The 22672-nt window shown below is 32.4% G+C and carries 21 protein-coding genes; 13 read left to right on the plus strand and 8 right to left on the minus strand.

Features of this window, described 5'->3' with window-relative positions:
- Window positions 1–73: 73 nt before the first annotated feature.
- From B3578_RS00395 to B3578_RS00405, 3 genes are all read right to left on the minus strand, one after another.
- A complete protein-coding gene (locus B3578_RS00395) occupies window positions 74–496 on the minus strand; it encodes a hypothetical protein (protein ID WP_286495472.1) in 423 nt (140 codons plus the stop codon).
- Window positions 497–620: 124 nt separating this feature from the next.
- Window positions 621–1034, minus strand: a complete 414-nt coding sequence (locus B3578_RS00400) for a hypothetical protein (RefSeq protein ID WP_038336563.1) — start codon at window positions 1032–1034, stop codon at window positions 621–623.
- A 1-nt stretch (window position 1035) separates the two neighbouring features.
- Window positions 1036–2037, minus strand: coding sequence for an NAD(P)H-dependent glycerol-3-phosphate dehydrogenase (locus tag B3578_RS00405; protein WP_038336564.1), 1002 nt, complete (start codon window positions 2035–2037; stop codon window positions 1036–1038).
- Window positions 2038–2133: 96 nt separating this feature from the next.
- On the opposite strand from B3578_RS00405, the gene B3578_RS00410 reads away from it, so the two are divergent.
- The 8 genes from B3578_RS00410 to B3578_RS00445 all read left to right on the plus strand — a co-directional run bounded on the left by B3578_RS00410 (window position 2134) and on the right by B3578_RS00445 (window position 10960).
- Window positions 2134–3552, plus strand: coding sequence for a lipopolysaccharide biosynthesis protein (locus B3578_RS00410; RefSeq protein WP_125349197.1), 1419 nt, complete (start codon window positions 2134–2136; stop codon window positions 3550–3552).
- Window positions 3553–3554: 2 nt separating this feature from the next.
- The gene (gene dut, locus B3578_RS00415; protein WP_038336568.1) at window positions 3555–3989 is read left to right on the plus strand and encodes a dUTP diphosphatase; all 435 of its coding nucleotides are present in this window, start codon (window positions 3555–3557) and stop codon (window positions 3987–3989) included.
- A gap of 93 nt (window positions 3990–4082) precedes the next feature.
- Window positions 4083–5105 carry a sugar nucleotidyltransferase gene (locus B3578_RS00420; protein ID WP_291046185.1) on the plus strand — a complete coding sequence of 341 codons (1023 nt, stop codon included), beginning with the start codon at window positions 4083–4085 and terminating at the stop codon, window positions 5103–5105.
- 5 nt (window positions 5106–5110) lie between these two features.
- Window positions 5111–5911: a DUF4292 domain-containing protein gene (locus B3578_RS00425; protein WP_291046187.1), complete on the plus strand. Its 801-nt coding sequence runs from the start codon at window positions 5111–5113 to the stop codon at window positions 5909–5911.
- The gene (locus tag B3578_RS00430) at window positions 5911–7578 is read left to right on the plus strand and encodes a murein hydrolase activator EnvC family protein (protein ID WP_286495470.1); all 1668 of its coding nucleotides are present in this window, start codon (window positions 5911–5913) and stop codon (window positions 7576–7578) included. Before B3578_RS00425 ends, B3578_RS00430 begins: the two co-directional genes overlap by 1 nt.
- Before the next feature lie 37 nt (window positions 7579–7615).
- On the plus strand, window positions 7616–7798 hold the full coding sequence (gene tatA / locus B3578_RS00435) for a twin-arginine translocase TatA/TatE family subunit (RefSeq protein WP_038336575.1): 183 nt from the start codon (window positions 7616–7618) through the stop codon (window positions 7796–7798).
- Between the two features lie 81 nt (window positions 7799–7879).
- Entirely contained in the window at window positions 7880–8491 is a 612-nt protein-coding gene (locus tag B3578_RS00440; RefSeq protein WP_114998393.1) for a DUF4254 domain-containing protein, read from the plus strand.
- Between the two features lie 267 nt (window positions 8492–8758).
- Window positions 8759–10960 (plus strand): M1 family metallopeptidase, encoded by a 2202-nt coding sequence (locus tag B3578_RS00445; RefSeq protein ID WP_221854110.1) that lies wholly within the window; start codon window positions 8759–8761, stop codon window positions 10958–10960.
- Between the two features lie 91 nt (window positions 10961–11051).
- On the opposite strand, the gene B3578_RS00450 is transcribed toward B3578_RS00445, so the two are convergent.
- Entirely contained in the window at window positions 11052–13190 is a 2139-nt protein-coding gene (locus B3578_RS00450; RefSeq protein WP_291046197.1) for a S9 family peptidase, read from the minus strand.
- A 9-nt stretch (window positions 13191–13199) separates the two neighbouring features.
- The gene (locus B3578_RS00455; protein ID WP_038334703.1) at window positions 13200–13547 is read right to left on the minus strand and encodes an arsenate reductase family protein; all 348 of its coding nucleotides are present in this window, start codon (window positions 13545–13547) and stop codon (window positions 13200–13202) included.
- A gap of 110 nt (window positions 13548–13657) precedes the next feature.
- Between B3578_RS00455 and rluF the strand changes: the two genes are divergently transcribed.
- The 3 genes from rluF to B3578_RS00470 all read left to right on the plus strand — a co-directional run bounded on the left by rluF (window position 13658) and on the right by B3578_RS00470 (window position 17938).
- Window positions 13658–14572, plus strand: a complete 915-nt coding sequence (gene rluF, locus B3578_RS00460) for a 23S rRNA pseudouridine(2604) synthase RluF (protein WP_291046203.1) — start codon at window positions 13658–13660, stop codon at window positions 14570–14572.
- Window positions 14573–14686: 114 nt separating this feature from the next.
- On the plus strand, window positions 14687–17131 hold the full coding sequence (locus tag B3578_RS00465) for an alpha/beta hydrolase family protein (RefSeq protein ID WP_291046205.1): 2445 nt from the start codon (window positions 14687–14689) through the stop codon (window positions 17129–17131).
- 84 nt (window positions 17132–17215) lie between these two features.
- The gene (locus tag B3578_RS00470) at window positions 17216–17938 is read left to right on the plus strand and encodes a GLPGLI family protein (RefSeq protein ID WP_114998385.1); all 723 of its coding nucleotides are present in this window, start codon (window positions 17216–17218) and stop codon (window positions 17936–17938) included.
- Between the two features lie 54 nt (window positions 17939–17992).
- On the opposite strand, the gene B3578_RS00475 is transcribed toward B3578_RS00470, so the two are convergent.
- The 3 genes from B3578_RS00475 to B3578_RS00485 are packed head-to-tail and all read right to left on the minus strand — an operon-like array spanning window position 17993 to window position 20814.
- On the minus strand, window positions 17993–18937 hold the full coding sequence (locus tag B3578_RS00475; protein ID WP_038334708.1) for a pseudouridine synthase: 945 nt from the start codon (window positions 18935–18937) through the stop codon (window positions 17993–17995).
- 10 nt (window positions 18938–18947) lie between these two features.
- Window positions 18948–19871 (minus strand): UbiA family prenyltransferase, encoded by a 924-nt coding sequence (locus B3578_RS00480; protein ID WP_114998383.1) that lies wholly within the window; start codon window positions 19869–19871, stop codon window positions 18948–18950.
- A gap of 25 nt (window positions 19872–19896) precedes the next feature.
- Window positions 19897–20814, minus strand: a complete 918-nt coding sequence (locus B3578_RS00485; RefSeq protein WP_280049240.1) for a mevalonate kinase family protein — start codon at window positions 20812–20814, stop codon at window positions 19897–19899.
- A gap of 243 nt (window positions 20815–21057) precedes the next feature.
- Between B3578_RS00485 and B3578_RS00490 the strand changes: the two genes are divergently transcribed.
- Together B3578_RS00490 and B3578_RS00495 are read left to right on the plus strand one after the other, a co-directional pair.
- Entirely contained in the window at window positions 21058–21714 is a 657-nt protein-coding gene (locus B3578_RS00490; RefSeq protein WP_291046213.1) for an HPP family protein, read from the plus strand.
- Window positions 21714–22598, plus strand: a complete 885-nt coding sequence (locus B3578_RS00495) for an NAD kinase (RefSeq protein WP_291046216.1) — start codon at window positions 21714–21716, stop codon at window positions 22596–22598. Before B3578_RS00490 ends, B3578_RS00495 begins: the two co-directional genes overlap by 1 nt.
- Window positions 22599–22672: the final 74 nt, after the last annotated feature.

Consider the following 22672-nt stretch of genomic DNA (forward strand, 5'->3'; position numbering starts at 1 on the left):
TAAATAGAAAAACCACTTCGTTGTGAAGTGGTTTTAGCATTATTGATATTTTTTCTGCGATTCTTTTAAGTAATTAAAAACTTGTGTTGTGTTCATTTTTTTTAGAATTTATATTAAAAATAAACATGCCAGTTTCGAAATTGAAATAATAATCTTTTTCTCCATTTTTCAATTGAAACCATTCCAACAAACCATTTGTAAGATTAACACCAATCCAATTGATTTGTGAAGTTTTCAGATCGAAAATAAAATTATCATTCGGATTATTTGTGGTGATATAATGTGTTTTGTCGTCCAAAACATATAAAACACCACTTCCTTGAAACGCTTTCATTTTTAAGAATTTTGATTGTAGATTTCCAAAGTTATAACGCAAAACTGCTTTAAATTCTACATTTGGAGGAACTTGTGTTAACAAAGCATTTTGTTTCTTTTCGCGTGATTTACTTGCCCAAAAAGTTATTCCAAGAAGTAGTGCAAATGGAGAAAAAAACAAAATAATGATGATAGTAATGAAAGAATGTTATCCATAGTAGGTTGATTTAGGTTGTGTTAAGATACAAAAAAAAAGCTGTTAGTTTTCTAACAGCTTTTTTGAAATTTTATAAAGTTTGATTTTATTACAAATTACTCATTTTTTCTTCTACAACTTTTCGTTCTTGTACAATCAAATGATCTTCTTCTGTCGGAAATTGAAAAATTCCAGAATTGATGCTTTCAATGCGTTTCAAGACTTCGTAAGATGCTTTTGCTTTTGTAAAATCTTCTCGATTGAGATAAATACGAATCGCTTTCATAAACGTCAAAATATTTTTCTTTTTCAATTCATCTGCCAACAAAAATTGATCGCGTTCTTCGTTTGCTTCCAATAAAGTCGACAAATTATTATCATCAATTTTGTAATACGATTGTAACATTTGATTGAAAATAATCAAAAAACCTTCATCTGCATTTCCAACTTCTAACGAAATGATTCGAGCCAATGTTTTGTTTAATTCTTGAATATATTTTGAAATAAAATCTTGTTTAATCATCTTAATCTAATTTTTTAGACAACTTTTCGAAAGTTTTTTTTGCGTTTTTATCTTCGTATAAAATCTTATGAACAGCGTTGATAATTGGCGCTTTTATTTGGTATTGCTCATTCATAATTGCCACACCTTTTGTCGCATAGTAACCTTCGGCAACCATATTCATCTCCAAAATAGCAGATTTTACGGTGTAACCTTTTCCAATCATATTTCCGAACATTCGATTTCGTGAAAAGAACGAATATCCTGTTACTAACAAATCGCCTAAATAAGCCGAATCGTTAATTTTACGCTTCATTGGACTTGCAGTTTTTAAAATATGATTCATTTCTCGAATCGCATTACTCATCAAAACTGCTTGGAAATTATCTCCATAACCCAAACCATGCGCTATACCTGCTGCAATCGCGTAAATATTTTTCAATACCGCGCCAAATTCAGTTCCGTAAATATCGTTTGAAAGTTTCGTTTTGATAAAATCACATGCTAAACAATCCGCAACAACTTGTGCTTTGTTTTCGTCTTGCGCCGCAATTGTTAAATAAGAAAGACGCTCCAAAGCAACTTCCTCAGCGTGACAAGGACCACTTACAATTCCTAATTGTTCTTCTTTTACATCGAATTTATCAAACAAATATTGTCCAACCAATTGATAATGATCTGGAATAATTCCTTTGATTGATGTTACTACAAATTTATCTGTCAACGGAACAGTTAATTTACTTAAACAATCGGCAACGTAAATAGATGGCACAACCAAAAAGATTATATCCGAATTCATGACAACTTCGTTGATATCCGTTGAAATTTTAAGCTTTTCTGACTTAAATTCGACATCAGTTAAATAATTTGGATTATGTCTATTTCGCTCCAAATATCCTTTTACGTATTCATCTTTTACCCACCAGTTGAAAGTTTCAAGGTTTTTATTCAGCATTTTTGCAATCGCAGTTGCCCAGCTTCCATTCCCTATTAATCCAACTTTACGATTAGATAACTCTATCATAATATATGTATTGAATAGACAAAGTTAATTAATTTGTAGCTTAGGTATTTTGAATTTTACGAAAAGAAACTCAATTTTGTAAAAATTTTAACGACTTTGTATAAAAAGCTTTTTAGTGAGACCATTATCTACGGTATTGGCTCTATATTGCCGAGGGTAATTATTTTAGCATTGAATTTTTTTATTATCAAGCAAGTTGATAATTCAGATTTTGCAATGTTTTCTCAATTATATTCTGCGGTTTCTTTCCTGAATGTCATTTTAACATTTGGTTTCGAGACTGCATTTTTCCGTTATGCAACCGAAGAAGGAATGTATCAAAAAGTGTTGAATACAGCTTTTTGGTTTATGGTGATGAGTTCTACTGCAATGCTCGTTTTAGTTTTTCTTTTTTTACAACCTCTGGCAGATTCTGCAAATTATAGCGATCACCCAGAATATATTTTGTGGTTTGCGTGGATTGCTTTTTTTGATGCAATTTGTGTGATCCCTTTTGCAGTTCTACGTTTTAAAAATCGACCAATATTATATACAACAATTCGCGTAATTCAGAATGTTTTTCAAGCAGTTTTGACAATTGGTTTGTTGTATTATGTTTCGAAAGATTTTATGCTAGGTTTAGGTTTTGATAATGCGATTTCCTATCCTTTTATAGCGAATTTATTAGCGAGTATTTTAGGATTTGTATTATTAATAGGCGTTGTACGTCATGTTCAATTCAAATTTGATCAATCACTTTTCAAACAAATGTTTTTGTACGGTTATCCGATTATGATTGCTGGTTTGGGGTATATTTTAAATGAAAATTTCGATAAATTAGTTCAACGACAATTAATAGATCCAGCAGCAGCGGGTTCTTATGGTGCTTGTTACAAATTAGCAACATTAATGACGCTTTTCGTTACAGCTTATCGAATGGGAATAGAACCATTTTTCTTTAAAGTTGCCAAAAAAGGAGATGCAAAACAGACATACGCGAATATTTTGTTCTTTTTCAGTATCATTTGTAATATTGTAATTCTTGGAATTTTAGCAAATATTGACTGGATTAAGAAAATATTTGTTCCAAATTCAACGTATTGGAATGCTTTAGATATTGTCCCAATTATTTTAATTGCGAATTTATTTTTCGGAATTTATTATAACCTTTCAACATGGTACAAAGTAACGGATAGAACAAGTATCGGAACTATAATTTCATTGGTTGGTGGTGCGATTACTATTATTTTGAATGTTTTTTTATTGCCAAAATATGGTTTTATGGTTTCTGCCTGGACAACTTTATTGGCGTATGGTGTAATGATGGTGATTTCGTACATTTGGGGTCAGAAAGTTTATCCGATTCCGTATAAAGTCAATAAAATTGTACTTTACATGGGAATTGCAATTGCTTTAGCATGTACAAATTATTACATTCTCGATTCTAATTTGATTATTGGTAATCTGATTCTTATCGTGTACATTGCGTTTATTGCGTTTGCGGAAAAAAATACACTTAAAAAACTAAGAAAATAAAGATGAAAGTAAAAGTTATCAACATCTCGAAACACGCTTTACCAGAATATAAAACAGCTTTATCGGCTGGAATGGATTTAACAGCTAACATTGATGCACCAATCGAATTAAAACCTTTGGAAAGAAGATTAATTCCAACAGGATTGAGCATCGAATTACCAGCAGGTTACGAAGCACAAGTTCGTCCTCGTAGTGGAATGGCGTTAAAATATGGTTTAACTTGTTTGAATTCTCCTGGAACAATTGATGCAGATTATCGTGGAGAAATCGGTGTTATTTTAGCTAATGTTTCAAACGAAGCCGTTACAATCAACGATGGGGAGCGTATTGCACAATTAGTGATCGCGAAACACGAAACGGTTGAGTGGGAAGAATCTAACGCTTTAAATGAAACTGAACGCGGAGCTGGAGGTTTCGGAAGTACAGGAAAACAATAATTTTTTTGTCATTCTGAGCTTGTCGAAGAATCTAAAAAAGAAGTAATTCAATTATAAAATATCAATCTAACAAAAAATATTTTTAGAAATAAAATGAAAATTATTATCCCAATGGCAGGACGTGGTTCACGTTTACGCCCTCATACATTAACAACACCAAAACCATTAATTCCAATTGCAGGAAAACCAATCGTGCATCGTTTGGTAGAAGATATTGCGAAGGTTTGTTCAGAAAAAATTGACGAAATTGCTTTTGTAATTGGTGATTTTGGAGCTGAGGTTGAAGCTGATTTAATTGCAATTGCAGAAAAATTAGGAGCAAAAGGAACAATTTGTCATCAATTGGAGCCGCTTGGAACAGCGCATTCTATTTGGATGGCAAAAGAAGCTTTGGATGGACCAACGGTTGTGGCGTATGCAGACACATTATTTCGTGCAGATTTCAAATTAGATATGGAATCGGATGGCGTTGTTTGGGTAAAACAGGTCGATAATCCTTCGGCTTTTGGCGTTGTGAAATTAGATGATAACAGTGTTATTACAGATTTCGTTGAAAAACCAAAAGAATTTGTTTCGGATTTGGCGATTATTGGGATTTACTTTTTCCGTGATGGACAAAAGTTATATAAAGAAATTGAATATTTATTAGAAAATGATATTCAAAAAGGTGGAGAATATCAATTGACAGATGCATTAGAAAATATGCGTGCTGCAGGTGATAAATTTACGCTTGGAAAAGTGGACGAATGGATGGATTGTGGTAATAAAGCGGTTACAGTTGACACCAATACACGTGTGTTGAATCTGGATAAAGAAGATTTCAAAACGATTCATTCTTCTGCAAAAATTGACAATTCATTAATCATTGAACCATGTTTTATTGGAGAAAATGTCGTGATTAAAAATTCGAAAATCGGACCTTTTGTTTCATTAGGAAATGGAACGGTTGTTGAAAACTCGAATATTGATAACAGTTTGATTCAAGAAAATTCAATCATCAGTAATGCAAATCTTACAGATACAATGATCGGAAACAATGCCAAATATTATGGTGTTTCGCGAAGTATCAGTTTAGGAGATTATTCAGAATTGGATTTCAAATCACACAAAGCATAAAAATTATGATTAAAAAATTAACGTATATCTTTTGTTTAGGGGTTCTTGCAACAGCTTGTAACACTCAGAAAGCAGCAAAAGTAGATAAAGATAATACAGAAGTTGTTTCGGCTTCTTCAAAAATTATTCAGCAAACCTTGTCAAAAAAATCATCATTCAAAGATTTGACGATTAAGGCAAAAGTAACAGCAGATTTAGAAGAGATTTCTGGAGATGCAAACGCTACAATTGCTGTGAAAAATGGGCAAAAGATATGGGTTAATGCAACAAAATTTGGATTTACAGGTGCTCGCGCATTGATTACGCCTGATGGTTTTTCAGCTTTTGAAAAGTTAGGTGGAACATATTATGAAGGAGATTTTTCTATTGCAAATAAATTATTGAAAGTTGATTTTGTCGATTATCAAAAATTACAAAATTTGATGTTAGGAAAAGTTTTCGTTGATCTAAATCCAACAGATTATACAGCTACTTTTACAAATAATCAATATACGATTACATATAATAAAAATCAAGCAATTGCGACTTCTCCAAAAGAAGGCGAATATATACAAACATATGTTTTTGATAACGGTTTTCGATTGAAAGAAGCACATCTGAAAGATCCAAAACGAAAAATGGAAGTTGATTTGGCTTATGACAATTGGATAAAAGCTGGAGCAGAGGAATTTCCGAAAAATGTTAAAATTATTATAAAAGAGAAAAAAACGCGTCAAATAGACTTGGAATATAATAGTTTTACGTTTCAGGAAACGAACACACCGTTCTCAATTCCAGATGGGTATAAGAAAAAAGAAATAAAATAATGAAGTTTGTTTTATCAACTGTACTTTTAACGTTGTCATTATCAGTGTTTGCGCAGGTTCCGTACAATAAAGCGAACTTACAAAAACAGAATGCTCAGCTTAAAAAAGAGATTATAAACTTAAACAAACAACTCGAGGTTAATAAGCAAAATTCGAAGTTAAATGTTGATTTTGTACAGAATTTGACGAAAAAAATTCAGGTACAAACAAAATTAGTTAACAACTTATCGAAAGAAAAACGCTTTATCGAGGATGAAATTTATTTAACTCAATTAGAGATTAATAAACTTTCGCGCGAGTTGGTTGAGCTAAAAAAAGACTACAAACAGGTTTTGGTTCGAGCATATAAGAACAAATCTGTTGAAAATAAATTACTTTTTGTTCTTTCTTCTAAAAGTTTGGGAGAAGCATATCGTCGTATCAAATATTTAGAAAAATATTCGGCTTTTCAATTAGGACAAGCAAATGAAATAATTGGTAAACAAACTGATATTCAGACGAAAAAAGCAAAAAAAGAAAAAGCGAAAGACGAAAAAGAAAAAGTACTTTCTCAGCAAACTTTATTTAGTCAAAATCTTGAAAAAGAAAGATTAACAAAAGAGAAAGCGGTCGAAGAATTCCGTAAAAACGAAGGTGTTATTGTTGCTGAAATCAATGCAAAAGAAGCACAACAACGTCAAATTGATGCACAGATTAAAGCAATTATTGAAGAAGAGATTCGACAAGCAAAGATTCGTGCAGAAAAAGATTTAAAAGATTGGAACGAAGCTAAACGAGGAAATACAATTGCATCTTATAATGAGTATTTAAGAGATAACCCAAAAGGAGATTATGCGAAATCAGCTCGTACAGCTATTTTAAGAATTGAGAATGATGCCAAAGCATGGAATATTGCACGTTCAGCGCATACAAAACAAGCGTATCAATCTTATTTAAATCATCATCCAACAGGAAGTTTCGTATCTACAGCAAAAACAGAAGTTGCTAAATTTGAACAATTAGAACGCGAAGCTGAAGCAGAACGTCAACGTATCATTGCACAACGTAAAGCAGAAGAGGAAGCTCGTTTGAAAGCTCAAAAAGAAGAAGATGCTCGTAAAATTGCAGCAGCTAAAGCTGAAGCTGAGCGTAAAGCGAAGATAGAAGCTGAGCAGAAAGTTGTTGTAAAAGTGCCAGAAAAAGAACGTGTTGTAAAAGTAGATGCAGTAAAACCAGCTGAGACTTTTGCAGAACGTCCAGATTCTGAAGGTATTTCGGGAGAATTCTCATCAAACAAAGGTCGTCTACCTTGGCCTGTTGATAAAGGAACGGTTGTAAGTAGATTTGGAGCTAATTCTCACCCAGTTTTATCTAATATTACAACGCAAAATAGTGGTGTTGATATTTCAACTTATCGTGGAGCACATGCACGTGCTGTTTACGAAGGAACTGTTCAAGCTGTAATGAGTGTATCTGGAAATGGTAAGTCTGTATTGGTAAGACATGGTTCGTATTATTCAGTTTATACAAACTTATCAAGTGTAAGTGTTTCGAAAGGTGATGATGTAAAACGTGGTCAGTCTTTAGGAATTATCTATACAAGTGGAGATGGAGAAACAATCATGAATTTCCAAGTTTGGAGCGGAACAACAAAACAAAATCCTGCTTCTTGGGTAGCGGGAATGTAATAAATTAATTATATATTTGCATTAAAATCAATTCAGTATGGGATTAGGAGGTAAAGAATGGATCGTAATCGTACTTGTTGTGTTATTATTATTCGGAGGAAAGAAAATTCCTGAATTAATGAAAGGATTAGGTTCTGGATTAAACGAATTCAAGAAAGCAACAAAAGATGATAACAAATCAGAAGCTACTGAAAGTACTTCTGACAAAAAAGAAAATTAAAATATATTTTTAATTAGATAATAGAGCATTGTAGTTGCGTATACAATTACAATGCTTTTATTTTATAAACTAAAACAAAACATGAAATTCACAGATAAAGCTTGGTCTATTTTTAATCAAAGTATCAATGATTATCACAAATATGATGATGTAAATCGTCAAATCGAAAATCCATATAGCGAAGAAGATTTAATCGCTCATTTATTGTACAAAAAAAATTGGATTGATACAGTTCAATGGCATTTAGAAGATATTATTCGTGATCCACAAATTGATCCAGTAGAAGCATTAAGCTTAAAACGTTGGATTGATAAATCAAACCAAGAACGTACAGATATGGTAGAATATGTGGATAGCTGGTTTTTACAACAATATGCGAATGTAGAAGTAAAAGCAGATGCAACTTACAATACAGAATCTCCTGCGTGGGCTGTAGACCGTTTTTCTATTTTATCGCTTAAGGTTTATCACATGAAACAAGAGGTAGAACGTGAGGATGCAACACCGGAGCATAAAGCAGCTTGTCAAGTGAAATTAGATGTTTTGAATCAACAACATCAAGATTTATCAACAGCGATTGAAGAATTGTTGGCTGATTTTGAAGCAGGTAAAAAATACATGAAAGTGTATAAACAAATGAAAATGTATAATGACGAGGATTTGAATCCAGTTCTTTATGCAAACAAGAAATAATTTTCAGAAAAATTAATAAAATATAGAAAACTCATCTTTTTTGGATGAGTTTTTTTATTGCGTACAAATATGTTAATTTCATCTAATCAAAATATTAGAATTAAAAAACTGAAATTTATTACTTGCTTTACCTTATAATCAACCTAAAAATTAACACCAGAAGAATTTAAAAAGCTTCAAACTAAAATTTTAGAATAATTATAAAGTTGAAATTACCTCGTATTGAAAAATATGAGGTAATTTTATAATTACTGTAAAATTTCACACATGAAGAAAAATTATTTCAAACCCTTACTTTTAGGAATAAGTTTATTCTCGATTTCGGTTTTTGGTCAACAAGAAAAACCAAAATACGATTATCAAGAAGCTTTCAAACCATTTTTTTATCAGAATAATGCAACAGAAACTCGTTCGGCGAGTGGAAAACCAGGTCATAATTATTGGCAAAATCGTGCAGATTATAATCTGAATGTTAGTTTGAATGAAGAAAAAAATGAAATTTCGGGAACATCTGAAATTACATATACCAACAATAGTTTTGATGATTTAGACTTTTTGTGGTTACAATTGGATCAAAATTTATTCAAAAAAGAATCTCGAGGAAGTGCTTTATTACCGATTTCTGGAAGCCGTTATGGTGATTCAACTTCTGAATTTGAAGGAGGTTATAAAATTAAATCTGTTCAAATAGACGGAAAAGAAGCGAAATACACTGTTTCGGATACACGCATGCAAATTGATTTGATTAATCATTTGAAAGCTCGTGGAGGAAAAACAAAAATAAAAATCGAATATTCATTTGTTTCACCAGATTATGGAGCCGATAGAATGGGTGTAGAACCAACTAAAAATGGAAAGATTTTTACGATGGCGCAATGGTTTCCTCGCATGGCGGTTTACGATGACATCATGGGATGGAATACATTACCATACTTAGGACCAGGAGAATTTTATCTGGAATATGGAGATGTAACAGCAAATATTACAGTTCCGTCTACGCATTATGTGGTTGGTTCAGGAGAATTATTGAATGAAAACGAAGTCTACTCGAAAGAAGAAGTGAATCGTTGGAACAAAGCAAAAGCGAGTGATAAAACCGTTATTATTCGTTCTGCTGATGAGGTAAACAAAGCGACAAAAGTTGCAAAAGGAACAAAAACGTGGAAATTTAAAATTCAGAATACACGTGATTTTGCTTGGGCTTCATCATCTTCGTTCATCTTAGATGCAGCAAAAATTAATCTTCCAAGTGGTCAAAAATCGTTGGCAATTTCGGCTTATCCAGTAGAAAGTGACGGAAATGATGCTTGGGGAAGATCGACAGAATATACAAAAGCTTCTATTGAGCATTACTCGAAACAATGGTTAGAGTATCCTTATCCAGCGGCGACAAATGTGGCAGGAAATGAGGGTGGAATGGAATATCCTGGGATTGTTTTTTGTCATATGACTTCGAAAGGTGAAGGACTTTGGGGTGTTACAGATCACGAATTTGGACATATTTGGTTCCCGATGATTGTTGGTTCTAATGAGCGTGTTCATGGTTGGATGGACGAAGGTTTTAATACGTTTATCAATGATATTTCGACGAAGAATTTCAACAATGGCGAATATTACAAAAAGCAATCTGCACAACGAATGGCGGGTTATTTATTCAGCGATAATCTTGAGCCTGTAACGACTCAACCAGATAATATGCGCGAAAGAAATATCGGTGCATTGTTGTATTATAAGCCAGGTGCAGGAATGAAAGTTTTGCGTGAAACAATTTTGGGTGAAGAAAAATTCGATAAAGCATTGCGCCAATACATCAAATATTGGGCATATAAACATCCAACGCCAGAAGATTTTTTCCGCACGATGGAAAATGTTTCAGGAGAAGAATTATCTTGGTTTTGGAGAGGTTGGTTTTTGAATAAATGGACAATTGATCAAGGAATTAACAGTGCAAAATATGTAGATGGAGATTACAAAAAAGGCTTGATTTTGAAAGTTGAAAATTTTGGACAATTACCAATGCCAACTACTGTTCAAGTGAACTTTAAAGATGGGACTTCTCAAGAAGTTAAATTACCGATTGAAGTTTGGAAACGTAATACAGAATGGACATTCAAAGTGCCTTCAACAAAAGAAGTTTCGATGATTAAATTGGATCCAAATGGAGCTTTACCAGATATTGATTTGAAGAATAATACATTCAATATGGCGGATGCAAAACCTGTTGAAAAGGTTAATCCAAAAGAATACGAAGGTACATTTACGAATAAACAAATTAATTCAGAATTTGTGTTGAAAGCTGAAAACGATAAATTGAAATTAGTTTTTGGTGGACAAACTATTCCATTAGATTATCAAGGTGATAGTAAATTTGTGAATGAACAAGGCGGTTTGGAGTTGACTTTTGCAAAAGATAAAAAGACATTTTCTGTAGAAGAAGCTGGACAAAAGTTTGAGTTTACAAAGAAGTAAATTTGTTCTAAATTTTCATACTGAACCCGTTTTAGCATCACATCATAAAATATAAAAAACCACTTCATAAGAAGTGGTTTTTTGTTGACTATTATTTTTGAGATGTACCTTCTGGTTTAAGATATAAATCGAAGTAATCTGTAATTTTTTGCATCAAATGAACGCGATCTTTTCCACGAACATTATGCTCATGTCCAGGATAAACAAAATAATCCATTTGCATACCATTTTTCACTGCTTCGCGAATAAAATCAATCGAATGTTGCCAAACAACCACATTATCTTGCGCTCCGTGAATCATCAATAATTTACCTTTTAAGTCTTTTACACGGTTAATTAAATTCGTGTTTTTGAAACCTTCAGGATTATCTTGTGGCGATTCCATGTAACGTTCTGTGTACATAATTTCGTATTGTGTCCAATCTAAAACTGGTCCACCAGCAACACCAACTTTGAAAACATCAGGCTTACGTAACATAAAAGAAGTAGTCATAAATCCACCATAAGACCAACCATGAATTCCCATGCGTTCCGCATCTACGAAAGGCAAAGTTTTCAAGAAATCAACACCTTTCATTTGGTCATTCATTTCTGTAGTTGCTACATTTCCGTGAATCGCTTGTTCAAATTTAAGACCTCTATTCGCCGATCCGCGTCCGTCCATTGTAAATACAACATAACCTTTTTCCGCTAAATGATCGTACCAAAGATTTCCTGTTGCAGGAAAACGATTTGTGATTAATTGCGCGTGAGGACCATTGTATAAATAAACGATAACGGGATATTTTTTCGAAGAATCAAAGTTTGTTGGATAGATTAATTTTCCATACAAATCTGTTCCATCATCTGCTTTTAACGTTACATTTTCAACTTTCGCTGTATTGTAATTTGCCAAAGGATTTTGAGCAGTTAAGATATTTTGTTTGAATTTTCCGTTTGCATCCAATACATCAATTTTACGAGGCGTGTTATCATTACTCCAATTATCAATTGCATATTCTCCGTTCGTTGAAACCGAAACATTGTGCGTTCCAGCATCAGTTGTTATTTTACGCAATTTTCCATTCTCCCAATTCACCGCATATAAATGACGATCTTTCGGAGAATCTTTTGTTGTCATGATTAAGAATTCTTTTTTCTTCGCATTTTCTCCAACAAGATCCGTTACAATCCAATCTCCTTTTGTGATTTGGTTCAATAATTTTCCTTCCGTATTGAATCGGTACAAATGCATAAAACCATCGCGTTGCGACCACCAAACAAACTCGTTATTTTTTCCTGGAATAAAATGTAATTCATTTTGAGGTTCTACATATTTTGTATCATCTTCTTTGAATAATGTTTTAATCAATTTCCCTGAAACTGCATCATATTGATTCAATTCCATGTGCTTTTGATTACGAGAAAGTAAAGCAATATAAATATGTTTTTCGTCTGGCGACCACGTAACCGAAGTTAAATAATGATCTACTTCTGGGTGAGTTTCTAAGAAAGTCGTTTTTTGAGTGGTTGGATTATAAACACCTAACGTAACCGTATGATTTTTTGTTCCAGCAAACGGATATTTGATATTTTTGTTTACAGCAGGTTGTACAGACCAATCGATAATTGGATAATCTGTAACCGCTGTTTGATCCATTCTATAAAATGCAACTAAATTCCCTTTTGGAGAGATGAAAATTCCTTTGTGAATCCCAAACTCATTTTGATGAACCGATTTTCCATTCACGATTTCATATTTTCCGTCTTTGGTAATTTGATGTGTTTTTCCAGATTTATCAACAAAAAATAAATTGTTGTCAATTACATATCCAACTTGATTATTCGTCGCGTCAAATTCTATATTTTCTGCATTTTCAGGTAATTTCAACCAATCGTTTTGTTGACCAGCAGTTGTAATTGTTTTGTAACCTGTTTTTGTAGAAAAATAAGCTTGCTTATCATTGATCCAATTCAAAGAAGGAATTCTTTTATTCTCAAATTGAGAACTTCTAAAAATTGTATCAGTTTTAAGAGATGGAACTTCTTTCTTGATTAAAGCTTCTCCGTATGATGTTTTTACATTTTGCGTGTACGCATTTTGATTCGGAATCCATTGAACTTGATTTAGATTTTCGATACGTAAATTCGTCGATAATCCAAGTACAGCATCTTCCATTGTGACATTCTTTTTCTGAGCAATTAAACTAGCGCTCATTAAAAGTGTAGTCAATAAAATTGTTTTTTTCATGTGTGATTTCTATTTCAAATATTGCCCAAGTGCTTCTAAGTTTTTCTTTTCATTCCCAATAAAAATTTTGTCTCCATCTACCACGACAGGACGTTTTAGGAAAGTATAATCTGATAAAATATAATTTTTGATATCATCTTCAGAAAGCTGTTGATCTTTCAATCCTAATTTTTTGTAATTCTGTGCACGACGTGAAAATAGAGCTTCGTAGTTGCCAGCTAAATTCTTCATTTCTTCTAATTCTTCTGCTGTTATCGCAGTCGATTTTATTTCATGCAAATCAAAACCTGTAAAATCAAACTCTTTCATAATACGTTTGCACGTATCGCAAGTTTTCAAAAAAAATATTTTTTTCATTTCTCAAAATCTTTGGTTTTGTAAAGATAAATAAGTTTCATCGTTTTGCAGAATGATAAAGAATTTTGTCAAAATATATTTCAAATCGATAAAAAACTATCTTTGCAAGTATGGAAGAAACTAATTTTTTGCGTTTAAACAAATATATTAGCGATAGTGGTTTTTGTTCGCGTCGTGAAGCAGATCAATACATCGAAAATCGTTTGGTACAAATTAATGGACGAGTTGCTAAAATTGGGCAATTTGTAGGACCAAATGATGTGGTGACTGTAAAAGGTGTCGAAATAGAACCGCGCGAAAAGGAGCATGCGGTTTATATTATGCTGAATAAACCTGTGGGCGTTACGTGTACAACAGATCCTACAGATCCAGATAATATTATCGATTTTCTTTCGTTTGGAGAACGAATTTTTCCGATTGGTCGTTTAGATAAAGATTCGCAAGGATTGATTTTATTGACAAGCGATGGTGATATTGTGAATAAGATTTTACGTGCTGGAAATAATCACGAAAAAGAATACATTGTAACCGTTGATAAACCAATTACGGATGAATTTTGCGAACGAATGTCGAAAGGTGTTCCGATTCTTAATCAGGTTACGAAGAAATGTAAGATCGAAAAAATAAGTACAAATGTTTTCAAAATTACATTAATCCAAGGTTTGAATAGACAGATTCGCCGTATGTGCGAATATTTTGGATATGGTGTAAAAAAATTAGAACGTGTTCGAATTATGAATCTAACGTTGAATGTTGGAATTGGTCAACACCGAGATTTAACAGTAGAAGAATTAGCAGAAATCAATCGCTTGACGAAAGATTCGGAAAAACACGAAGAAAAGAAACCAGCTTCAAAATCAAAAAAATCATCAGCGAAAAAAACAAAAGAAATTTCTCCAGATTTTAAAGATTCGAAAGGAAAATCAATTAAAAAGTCAGTAAAAAAATCAACAACTCAAGCCAGAGTAGGAAAAAGTAAACCACCTACAAATACGAAAGGAGGTAAATTTGGTAAAAGAAGATAAAATCAAAAGACGAATATTTTTCGTCTTTTTTTATACATTTTAGTCAAAACTAACTTCTATCATGTCATTTTACCAAAGATTCAATATCTTTATAAAGTAAAATCTTAAAAACACATGAAGAAAATTGTTTACTCGTTGCTTTTTATAGCGATGACTTTTGGTGCGTCGGTAAAAGCGCAAGAAAATGTTACTTATCAATTGCCTCCGCAAGAAATTTTACAATTGGCAGACGCGGATATGCCACCCTCAATTAGTACAGATCGCAAGGCAGAAAATGCATTTTTGTCTTATAGAAGTCGTTATAAAACGATTAATGAATTGTCAGAAAAAGAATTACGTTTAGCAGGATTACGAATTAATCCAGTTACAAATATTAATTCACGTGAAACATTCAGTGAGAAAATTACTTATTTTGATCTGAAAACTTCAAAAGAAAAAACGATAGCTGGTTTACCTGCAAAAGGTCGTTTTTCTAATCAATCTTGGAACACTTCTCAATCGAAATTTGCCGTTACAAATACAACAAATAAAGGTGTAGAATTGTGGATTGTTGACGTAAAAACGCAAGCTGCAACAAAAGTTTATGAAGATAAATTAAACGCAAACTTAGGTCGTCCTTTCAATTGGATTTCAGATACAGAATTAATTGTGAATGTAATTCCAGCTTCCAAAAAAGCTTTGATTGATACAAAAGACGCAATTGCGACTGGACCTACAGTTTCTGTTGCTGACGGAAAAGAAGCGCAAAACAGAACCTATCAAGATTTATTACAAAATAAAAATGATGAGTTTAACTTCGAACAATTAGCAATTTCTGAATTAGTAAAAGTAAATATCGAAACAGGTGCAAAATCGAAATGGAAAGACGCTGCGATGTACACAGATATTTCGACTTCTCCAGATGGACAATATGTTTTGGTGAACGAAATCAAAAAACCTTTTTCATATTTAGTAACGTACAATAGTTTTCCTTCAACCAATATTGTGTATGATATCAACGGAAAATTAATAAAAGAAGTTGATCATAAAGAGTTACAAGAAGTTGTTCCGAAAGGATTTTCTTCTACGATTATGGGAAAAAGAGGTTTGAATTGGAGAGCAGATAAACCAAATACTTTATATTGGGTTGAGGCTTTAGATGGTGGTGATGCAAACAAGCCTGCGGAATATCGCGATGCGCTTTATCAAGTAACGGCGCCATTTACAGCGAATAAAGAGTTGTTGGTAAAAGTAAAAGATCGCTATAGAGGAGTGACTTGGGGGAATGATGAGGTTGCGATTGTGAGAGATGCTTGGTATAATACACGTAACGAAAGTAGTTATTTGTTCAATCCGTCAAATCCAAATCAAGAACCGATACGCTTTTTTAGTAGAAACTCGCAAGATGCTTACAATAATCCTGGAAGTTTTGTAACTGAAATGAATGATTATGGTTACAATGTTTTAGCAATTAACAAAGGAAAATTGATGTTAGTTGGAGAAGGAGTTTCTGCGGAAGGAATCTTACCTTTTGTAGATGATTTTGATATCAAAACGCAAAAAACTTCTCGTTTATGGAGAGCACAGAAATCAGATAAACTAGAAGCGATTGCTCGAGTTATCGATCCGAAGAAAGGGATCATTTTAGAACAGATTCAATCGAAAACAGATTATCCAAATTTATATGTTCGTAATATTTTTCAGAAAGGAGGAAAGCCAAAACAAGTAACGTTTACAAAAAATCCTTTTGAGGCAATGAACAAAATTTCGAAAGAATTAATTACGTACAAACGTGCTGATGGTGTAGAATTATCAGGAACTTTATATTTGCCGCCAAATTACGATAAAACGAAAAAGGAAAAGTTGCCAATGTTAATGTGGGCTTACCCTCGTGAGTTCAAAGATGCATCTACGGCTGGTCAGGTTACAACTTCTGAAAATAAATTTACTTCTCCTTCTTACGGAGGTCCTATTTATTGGGCATTGAGAGGATATGCGGTCTTAGATGATGCGGCTTTCCCAATTATTGGAGAAGGAAAAGAGGAGCCAAATGATACGTTCGTTCCTCAATTGGTTGCCAATGCAAAAGCTGCGATTGATGCGGTGGATAAATTAGGTTTTATCGATCGTGAAAGAGTTGCGGTTGGTGGACATTCTTATGGCGCATTTATGACAGCAAATTTATTAACGCATTCTAATTTATTTGCGGCAGGTATCGCACGTTCAGGTGCTTATAACCGTACATTGACGCCTTTTGGATTTCAATCTGAACAACGTAATTATTGGGAAGCTCCAGATGTTTACAACACAATGGCGCCTTTCCAAAATGCAGATAAAATGAAAACACCATTGTTGTTAATTCATGGTGAAGCAGATAATAATACAGGAACTTTCCCGATGCAATCTGAGCGCTATTTCAATGCATTGAAAGGTTTGGGAGCGACAACTCGTTTGGTTTTATTACCAAAAGAATCTCACGGATATGCAGCCAGAGAAAATATTCTTCACATGTTGTGGGAACAAGATCAATGGTTAGAGAAATATGTGAAAAACAAAGGAAAAAATTCTGAAAAGAAATAATTCTCAATATAAGAAAAGCGATTCAATTTTGAATCGCTTTTTTATTGTAAATAATTATTATATTTAGTTCATAATTAATCAACTATGAAATTAAAAGCTTTACTCTTCTTTCTAATGATTTTTTCTCCATTTCTATTTGCTCAAAATTTGTGGAAAGTAGAATATGAAACCTATGATAAAATGTTTTTTGACGAAAAAGATCCTGTTTTTAAGGCAGAATTAGATAAAAACAATTCTACACCAAAATACTATCAATTACTTTTTAATGAAAATCAGTCGTTTTTTTCTGAAATTGTAAGAATTGATAATAGTCAAAATCAATCATCTATGTCGATGAGTACAATTGATGATAATATTTACATCGATTATAAAACTTCACAATATAAGATTGAAGGAAATTATGTGAACAAGAATATTTTAATAATAGATAATTTGCCTAAATACACTTGGACAATTAGTAGAGAATCAAAAGAAATTTTGGGAATTAAAGTAAAAAAAGCAATAACCGAATACAAAGATTCTAAGATAGAAGTTTGGTTTGCGCCAACTTTACAACCAAAAGGAGGACCAATATTTTTCAATGGGTTACCAGGTTTAATTTTAGAATTGAAAGCTGTAACAACAATGAAAGACGAAAGTTATGAAACGATTTTCAGAGCAATTAATATAAAAGAAGCATCTAAAAACGAAGTGATTAAAATTCCATCAAAAGGTCAGAAAATGACACAAATTGAGAAAGATGATTTTGTGAAAGAAGCAAATAAAAAGATGATGGAAGCTTATAATAACAAGGTTTCGAAAGATTAAAACATAAAAAAACCACTTCTTTAGAAGTGGTTTTTAAATTTTATAGCTGAGGTATTATAACATTTTCAAGAAGTTAACTTCTAATTCCGTTAATCTTCTAAAATCACCTCTTTGTAAAGTTTTCTTTGTAAGTCCTGCAAAAGAAACGCGGTCTAACGCTTCTACTTCGTATCCTTTTGTTTCGAAAATACGACGTACAACGCGGTTCCAACCAATATGTAATTCTACACCAACTTCATTTTTCGGTCTACCTTCAATAAAAGAAATTTCGTCAACAACTGCAATTCCTTCAGGAATTAAACGAACACCTTTTTTGATGTCAGCCAAATCATTTGCTGTTAACTTTTTGTCCAATGTAACGTGATATATTTTTTTGATATCATGACTTGGATGTGTTAATTTCTTAGTTAAATAACCATCATTTGTAAACAATAAAACTCCTGTTGTTTGTCTATCCAAGCGTCCTACTGGGAAAATTCTCGCTGTAGTTGCTGTAGACATTAAGTCCATCACAGTTTTACGTCCTTTTTCATCATTTGATGTTGAAATAAAACCTTTTGGTTTATTCAACACAAAATATACATTTTTCTCTGAAGAGATTTTACGACCATCGAAACGAACTTCATCATCGGGTTGTACTTTATAACCCATTTCAGTAATCACTTGACCATTCACTGTAACGATTCCAGTTTTGATCAACTCGTCGGCCTCTCTTCTGGATGCAATCCCTGCATTCGCTACATATTTATTTAAACGAATAGTCCCGTCATCAACTGGTGCTTTTTTCAGTCTTTTAACAAATGGTTTTTCACCTGGTTTGTTAAACGGTTTCTTTGGTCCAAAACTTTTCTTTCCTTCTTCTGATGGTTTTCCACCAAAAGTTGGTTTTCCTTTCCCTGAAGATGGTTTAGAAGAAGAATTTCCTCTTGCTCCACCTTTTCCACGATTGTTCCCGCCTTGGGAATTTCTGTCGTTGGATTGATTTCGTCTGTTATTCATCTGAATTTGATTAATTTATGCGCTGATTAAAATTTTGCGCAATAGTTTGCAAAGTTAAGGGATTTATTTCGATTAATACGATACTAAATACACCCGCAACAATCATTCCCTTAAAAAAATAATGTAAAATCTTATATGCTTGTGTCGATTTTATTCTCCAAATGATAAATAAAATCACTGTGAAAGCGATATTCGCAGCAATAAAAAAGTACTTCATCGCGCCAACATCATTTTTCATAATGATAATAATTCCAATGATTAATTCTGTAATAATTAAACATGAAATCAAAACTTTTGTAAAATCTATTCCATATTTGATTGGAATTGAATCATAATTATAAATCAAATCTGCTTTTTGAGAACTCAAATCTTTTACAATATCAGTAATCAATAATAAAATACTCAAAAAAGTAGCATGTAAAGCCAAATTGAACGTGAAATGATCAAAATAAACCAATAAGGCGAAAAATGGCATGACACGAATAATAACCAAATAAAAGTTTTTGATCAATGCAAATCGATTGATTTTGTGGCTATAAAACCAAACTAGAAATTGATAAATCAAAAAGAAAATGAAAACCTTCCACGAAATTAAGGCTGCAATAATCAATGCTAAAGCATTCAGAACAATGTAAACAGTTAGTTTGAAACCTTGCGAAACTTGTTTCTGAAGATAAACTTGTAAAGGACGTTTGAGTTCGTCTTTTTCTAAATCGTAAAAATTATTGATGATATATCCCGCGGCCACACAAAGTATCGAACAAAGAATAAGCCCGTCCAACTTTGGATTTGTCAACAATTGACGATGACCAACTTCTGGCGCAAAAATAAAAAGTGCAGCAAGGTATTGTGCCAATATTAACACAATTAAATTATAGCCACGAACAACAGAAAATAATGCAAAAACTTTTAAGATTATTTTCTGAACGTTCATTGATTATATTTTTATAAATTATTTTTTAGAATTTGTAAATAACTTCGGTCTGGAAGTCTTTTAAGTAGCTTTTCGCTTTGTCATAATCTTGTGTAAAACCAAGAACATAACCGCCTCCGCCAGAACCACAAAGTTTTAGGTAATACGTATCTGTATCAATTCCAGTTTTCCATGCATTCACCAGTTTTTGAGGAATCATTGGTCTGAAATGCTCATAACCCCAAGCTGACAATTTTTGAAGATTTGAAAAAAGTGGATTGTATTCACCTTTCACAAAGTTTTCGATACATGCGTTGTTGTATTTAATAAATTCTTCTTTCAATGTTTTACGAAAACCCTCTTTTTTCATTTTTTCGAAGAAAATATGAATCATTGGCGCCGTTTCTCCTGGTGTACCCGAATTGATTAAGAAAACAGCTCCTTTTCCGTCTACGTTTGCAGAAGGTAAACCAATTGTCGAGATATCATCTTTTGATTGAATTAATAAAGGAATATTCATGTAACAAATCAAAGGATCAATTCCAGAACTTTTTCCATGAAAATGAGATTCTAAATTTCCGAAAAGAGCTTTTAATTTGCTAATTTTTTCTTTGTTTAGATTTTGATTGATATCAATTTTATTCAAGGCATATTTGTCATAAATAGCTGCAACCAAAGCGCCAGAACTACCTACACCATATCCTTGAGGAATGTTAGAATCGAAGTACATTCCGTTTGCAACATCTTCCGAAAAAGATTTTGTATCAAAAGTATCTGCAAAATTCTCTTCTAAAAATTTCGCATAATTTTTCAAGTGAGCATTTGACTCTTCTGCAATTTCAGAAGGCTCAAATTTTAATGCACCTTGGTAAAAATTATAAGGAATTGTTAATCCTTTCGAGTTTTCAATAATTCCATATTCGCCAAAAAGTAAGATTTTGGCATAAAATAATGGGTTCTTCATTCAATGCTAAAATTGGTACTGCAAAGTTACAAAATTTAAGCCATTCTTTTTTTAATTTGAGGAAGAGTTTTGTTTTAAAAAATTGTAAATCACATTATTTTTTGATTAATAGTAGTTTTTGGAATATATTTTGACTAAATAATTTAGAATAAATTGGTTAAATTTCAATTAATAATCAATGATTTTAACCGAATTAGCATTAAAAATAGAGAATTAATGTATTAAAATATATAAATTTGTGCCATGTATATCACCGAATATCTATCGAATGAGATAAAACCAGGGAAAGTTAATTCTTCTCCAAGTCAGCTTTTAGAAGTTGTGCAAGAGAATAAATTGACGCATTTACCTTTGTTTAAAGGGTTGGATTTTGTTGGAAATATCTCGGAAGAAGATTTGATTGAATTATCAATTGATGATGAAAAAGTAGATTATACTTCGTATTTGGAGAGTTTTTATCTTTCTGAATCGAGTACGCTTTTAGATGCAATTCAGATGATGTATACGAATCAGGCGAATATCTTACCGATTATTAATGAACAATTGCGTTATGTTGGTTTTATTACGGAAACGGATATTATCAACACGTTTGCAAATTTCCCTTTTGTCGCTGCACAAGGCGTTTCGATGTTAGTTTCGATTGCGGAAAAAGACTTGTCGATGACGGCGATTTCTAATATTATAGAAGTGAATAACGGAAAAATATTGGGAATGATGATTGTTGGAAATAAAGAAGATAGCGTTTATGTTTTGCTGAAATTTAGTTCATCAAACTTGTTAACAATTGGTGAAACATTTGAGCGATATGGATATCAAGTGATTCAAAAATTTTATAACGACGAAAAACAAGAACTTCTGCAAAGTCGTTATGCACAATTGTTAAAATACATGAATACCTAATGATAAAAGTTGCACTTTTTGGACAAAAAACAAGTACGTCTTTAACGGATATTATTCCACCATTTATTAATTATTTAATTCAGAACGAAATTGCTTTTTGTGTTGAGCAAAATTTTCTTCAAATCTTAAAAGAAACAACTGATTTTGATACTGATAATGTAGAAACCTATACTTCTCATGATGATTTAGACAAATCGGTTAAATTCTTATTCAGTTTTGGTGGAGACGGAACAATTTTATCAGCAACTACAATTGTTAGGGATTCTAATATTCCAATTATTGGTGTAAATACGGGACGTTTAGGCTTTTTAGCAACAATTAATAAAAGTGTGTTATTGGAGCAAATGGATAGTTTTTTCAATGATGATTATAACATTATTCCACGAACTTTATTAACCGTTAAAAGAAGTGATGGTGTAGAAATTGAAAATAATTTTGCGATTAACGAAGTGACTGTAGTTCGCCGTGAAACAACGAGTATGATTACGGTTGATGCTTATTTAAACAATGAATTTTTAAATTCTTTTTGGTCTGATGGTTTGATTATTTCTACGCCAACAGGTTCTACAGGATATTCGTTAAGTTGTGGTGGACCAATTGTTCATCCGTCTAATCAAAATTTTGTCATTACACCTGTTGCGCCACATAATCTAAATGTGCGTCCATTAGTTATGTCAGAAAACGAAAAAATTGACTTAAAAATACGCAGTAGAGCTAATGAATATTTCCTTTCGTTAGATTCTCGTAACTTTCCTTTAACAACTGACGTCGAATTGACAATACAAAAAGCTGACTTCAAAATCTTAATCGTTGAAGCTATTGACGCGACTTATTTCACAACTTTGAGAGAAAAAATGCTTTGGGGTTCAGATAAAAGGAATTAAAATTTACAATAAAACTTCTTAATTTTTGTTAAATCAGTTACGTTGAATTGACTTTTGTTTATATTTGTTCGAAT

It is taken from the genome of Empedobacter sp. UBA1574, from assembly GCF_002322895.1.
Taxonomy (GTDB): Bacteria; Bacteroidota; Bacteroidia; order Flavobacteriales; family Weeksellaceae; genus Empedobacter; species Empedobacter falsenii_B.